Source organism: Hyalangium sp. (assembly GCF_035629615.1).
GTDB lineage: Bacteria > Myxococcota > Myxococcia > Myxococcales > Myxococcaceae > Hyalangium.
The window spans coordinates 1-3,782 of record NZ_DASPHO010000798.1 but is presented as its reverse complement, the minus strand read 5'-3'; the positions used below and the strand labels follow the sequence as shown (position 1 = coordinate 3,782).

4 protein-coding genes are annotated in these 3,782 nt (G+C 68.6%); 1 reads left to right on the top strand and 3 read right to left on the bottom strand.

Annotated elements, in window-relative coordinates; genetic code table 11:
- The 3 genes from VD972_RS39965 to VD972_RS39955 all read right to left on the bottom strand — a co-directional run.
- Positions 1-1,090: pseudouridine synthase (locus VD972_RS39965; RefSeq protein WP_324994330.1), on the bottom strand; the 1,090-nt coding region annotated here is incomplete at its 3' end.
- An 18-nt stretch (positions 1,091-1,108) separates the two neighbouring features.
- On the bottom strand, positions 1,109-2,098 hold the full coding sequence (gene scpB / locus VD972_RS39960) for an SMC-Scp complex subunit ScpB (protein ID WP_414654204.1): 990 nt from the start codon (positions 2,096-2,098) through the stop codon (positions 1,109-1,111).
- Positions 2,085-2,939: a segregation and condensation protein A gene (locus VD972_RS39955; RefSeq protein WP_324994331.1), complete on the bottom strand. Its 855-nt coding sequence runs from the start codon at positions 2,937-2,939 to the stop codon at positions 2,085-2,087. The genes scpB and VD972_RS39955 overlap by 14 nt, the downstream gene beginning before the upstream one ends.
- 223 nt (positions 2,940-3,162) lie before the next feature.
- Here VD972_RS39955 and VD972_RS39950 point away from each other — a divergent pair.
- A partial coding sequence (locus tag VD972_RS39950; RefSeq protein WP_324994326.1) for a DUF4388 domain-containing protein occupies positions 3,163-3,782 on the top strand: 620 nt, incomplete at its 3' end.

Here is a 3,782-nt window from a genome sequence, read left to right as displayed (position 1 = left end):
CGCGGGGCTTAAACTCACGCTTCTCAGGGCGGCCGGCCCCCTCAGCCCGGGGCTTCCACTCCTTGCGCGCAGGACGATCCCCCTCTGCGCCTCGGGCGCCCGCAGGCGGACGGCCGAACCGAGCCAGGCCCCTGCCTCCCTCCCTGGGTTCCCTGCGCGCGGGAGCACGTGTTGACCGCTCTGCCGCCGCTGGGGACGATGCCCTGGCCTCCGTCTCCTTCCGAGACACCTTCACCACCACGGGCTCGCGCCGCTCGACCTCGGGCTCGTAGTCCTCGCTGTCATCCTCCGCCTCCTCGAAGCCCGGCGCGGAGCGCCCGTGCCTCCGCGGCGGCAGGCCCAGCTCTCCCTCGGGCGGAGCCATGCGGGCCTCGGCCACATCCTGAAGCAGCCGCACCTCGGACGAGGTGAGCGGACGCAACATTCCCGGCCGCAGCCCGGCCACCCCCACGCCCGCGTAGGTCGGCCGGTACAGGCGTACCACCGGGTGCCCCACCGCCGCGCACAGCCGCTTGATCAGGTGAGGCCGCCCCTCGGCGACGACGATCTTCAGCCACGTGTTGCGCTCGGCCTGCTCGAACACGTCCACCGAGAGCGGCGTGGCCATGCCGTCCTCGAGCCGCACACCCCCGCGCAGCTTGTCCAGGGTGGCGGTGTCCGGCGAGCCCTTCACCTTGGCCAGGTACGTGCGCGGCACCTGGAAGCTGGGGTGCGTGAGCTTGTGGGCCAGCGCCCCATCGTCCGTGAAGAGCAGCGCGCCCTCGGCGTCGTAGTCCAGCCGGCCCACGGGGAACAACCGCGTACCGGCGTCCTCCACGTAGCTGGCCACCGTGGGACGCCCCTGCGGATCCGACAGCGTCGTCACCACACCGACCGGCTTGTACAGCAGGAAATAGGACGTGCTCTCCGGCGGAGTCACCAGCGTGCCGTCCACCTTCACCAGGTCCTTGCCTGGCTCCACCCGGCTGCCCAGCTCCGTCACCGTCTCGTTGTTCACCTGCACTCGGCCCGCGGTGATGAGCTCCTCTGCGTGCCGGCGCGAAGCCACTCCCGCGCGAGCCAGGTACTTCTGAAGTCGTTCAGCAGCCATGACATGCCTTCGTGCCCGTTACTCGGGCTTGGGTCCCTCGGCGCCAGCCTGGGGCGGCGGCGGGGCAGTGTTCGTCAGCAGGCCGGCGGCGGCCTTCTGGCTCCGGTCGGCGGCCGAGATGGCCTCCTCCAGCTCTTCCAGCGCGGCCTCGGAGGCCGCCTCGTTCTTCTCCAAGCGCTTCTGGAAGCCCGGATCCGCCAGGGCCTCCACCGTCCCCGCCACTTTGGGTGCCGTCGACGACTCCTTCTCTACTATCTCCTGGTGCTCCTGCGTCAGCTCGTGGAACTCACGCAGCGTGGGCAGGGCGGACAGATCCTTGAGCGCGAAGAACTCGAGGAACTCGCGCGTGGTGCCATAGAGGATGGGGCGGCCGACCTCCTCCTTCTTCCCGAGGATCTTCACCAGCTTGCGATCCATCAGCGCCTTGATGACGGCGCCGCAGTCCACGCCGCGGATCTCCTCGACTTCTGGCCGCGTCACCGGCTGGCGGTAGGCGATGATGGCCAGCGTCTCCACGGCGGCCCGGGTGAGCCGCTGCGGCTTCACGCGCAGGTAGCGCCGCACGTACTCCGCCGAGTGTGGATCCGTGCGGAACTGCCACCCGCCCGCCACCTCGTGGAGGACGATCCCGTTCACCCCATCCCGGTGGAGCCCGGAGATCTGATCGAGCGCCTTGGCGATCAGCTCCCGATCGATGCCGGTGGACTCGTAGAGCTGATCGACGGTGAGGGCCTTGTCCGCCACGAAGAGCACGCTCTGGAGCACGGTGCGGATGCGATCCTCGGAGAGCTTGCGGCTCTTCTGGACGAACTTCTCGAAGGAGGTCTCCAGATCCGGCCCGGAGTCCTCCTCGATGGCGGCGGCCTCCACCTCGTCCAGCTCGCTGTCCCCACCAGGGCCGGTGACAGCCGCGATCTCCTCCTCGGAGAAGGGACCCGGGCCGCCGGGCGTCCCGGGAGCGGGGGCCTCGCTCGTCTCCTCGTCGCTCGGGTTCCTACCGGTAGTCACTCTCATCCACCTCCGTGGGGACCAGCCGCTCCAGCGCGTCTCCGTACGGCATCAGGAGGATGTCCTTCAAGGGCTCCTCCTGGTGCACCCGGATGAGGCGCCGCTTTACCATCTCCAGGATCGCCAGGAAGGTAATGACGATCTCCTGCCGGCTGCTGCCCTCCGGGAAGAGGCTGACGAACGTCACCTGCTCGTGGCCGCGCAAGCGCTCTACCACGCGCAGGGTGGCCTCGGAGAGGCTGAGGCGCTCGCGCACCACCTCGTGCTGCGGCTTGGGGATCAGGCGCTCCAGCACCCGATCCAGCGCCTCAATGAGCTTGAGGACGGAGAACTCCTGCAGGCCCACCTCCTCCTCGGGGATGGGCACCTCCTCCATGGGCACGTTCCGGGTGAACACGTCCCGCCCGAGCAGATCCTGCTTCGCCAGGTGCTCCGCCGAGTCCTTGTACTTCTGATACTCGAGCAGCCGGCGCACCAGCTCCGCGCGCGGATCCCCCGCCTCCTCCAGCACCGACTCGCCTGCCTCCACCGGCGCCACATCCTGGCGCGGCAGCAGCATGCGGCTCTTGAGGTGGGCCAAGGTGGACGCCATCACCAGGAACTCCCCGGCGATGTCCAGGTTCAGCTCCCGCATCCGTTGCAGGTATTCCAGGTATTTCTCGACGATGAGCGCCAGCGGGATGTCGAAGATGTCGACGCGGTGCTCGCGAATCAGGTGGAGCAGGAGATCGAGCGGGCCCTCGAAGTTGGGCAGAGCAATACGGAAGGCGTCCCCGGGTGAGCGGGGCACCTCGGCATCGCTAGGGCCCTCCTCGGGCGGCGTGCCGCGGGCATCGGTCACCGGACGTCCTTCAGGCACATCAAGCCTCCCCCTTAGCAGCGGCCCCCCAGGGGGTCAAACATTCGCAGGGTCAGCGTTGCCCCACTGCGTCAAGGCCAGGCTCAACCCGGAACATTGGGACAACCCCGTAAAAACCTTAGTGAAATCAACCCCTTGAGCAAGCAGGAGGGCCGTATTAGCTTCTTGGAAAGCGAGCAGGCGTCCTTGGCACCGGGAGACAGGCATGGAGCATTTCAAGGGGAGCCTCACTCACTACTCGATGGACGTGGTGATGCCCGCGCTGCTCTCGCGCAAGGTCGAGGGGACGCTGCGGGTCGAGCGCGGAGCGGTGATCCGCTACTTCTTCTTCCGGGGCGGCTTCCTGGTGGGCGAGGGCTCCAACACGCCGGCCGAGCACCTGGGCCAGGTGCTGGTGGATCTGGGCATCCTGGATGCGCCCAGGGCGGCGCTGGCCTTCGAGGCGGCGGAGCTGGCGAAGCTGCCCTATGGGGCCTTCCTGGTGCGGCAGCAGTTCGTGGAGCTGCCGCGGCTGCTGGAGGCGCTGGAGCACAAGGCGCGCGAGGCCTTCTTCGACTGCTACAACTGGGACTCGGGCGAGGTGGAGTTCACCCTGCAGCTGCCGTCGCTGGAGCAAGCGGTGGAGCTGAAGCTGCCACTGACGAGCCTGCACCGGGATGCGCAGGCGCGGCGGCGCGAGTGGAAGGCGTTCCGGACGGTGTTCCCCGGCATGGACACCACGTTCCACGTCTTCCGCGAGCACGCCGTGGGGCGCTTCTCCGAGGAGGAGTCTTCGCTGATGAAGCGCGCGGAGACGGGGGCCACGCTGGCGGAGCTGCTCGCGGC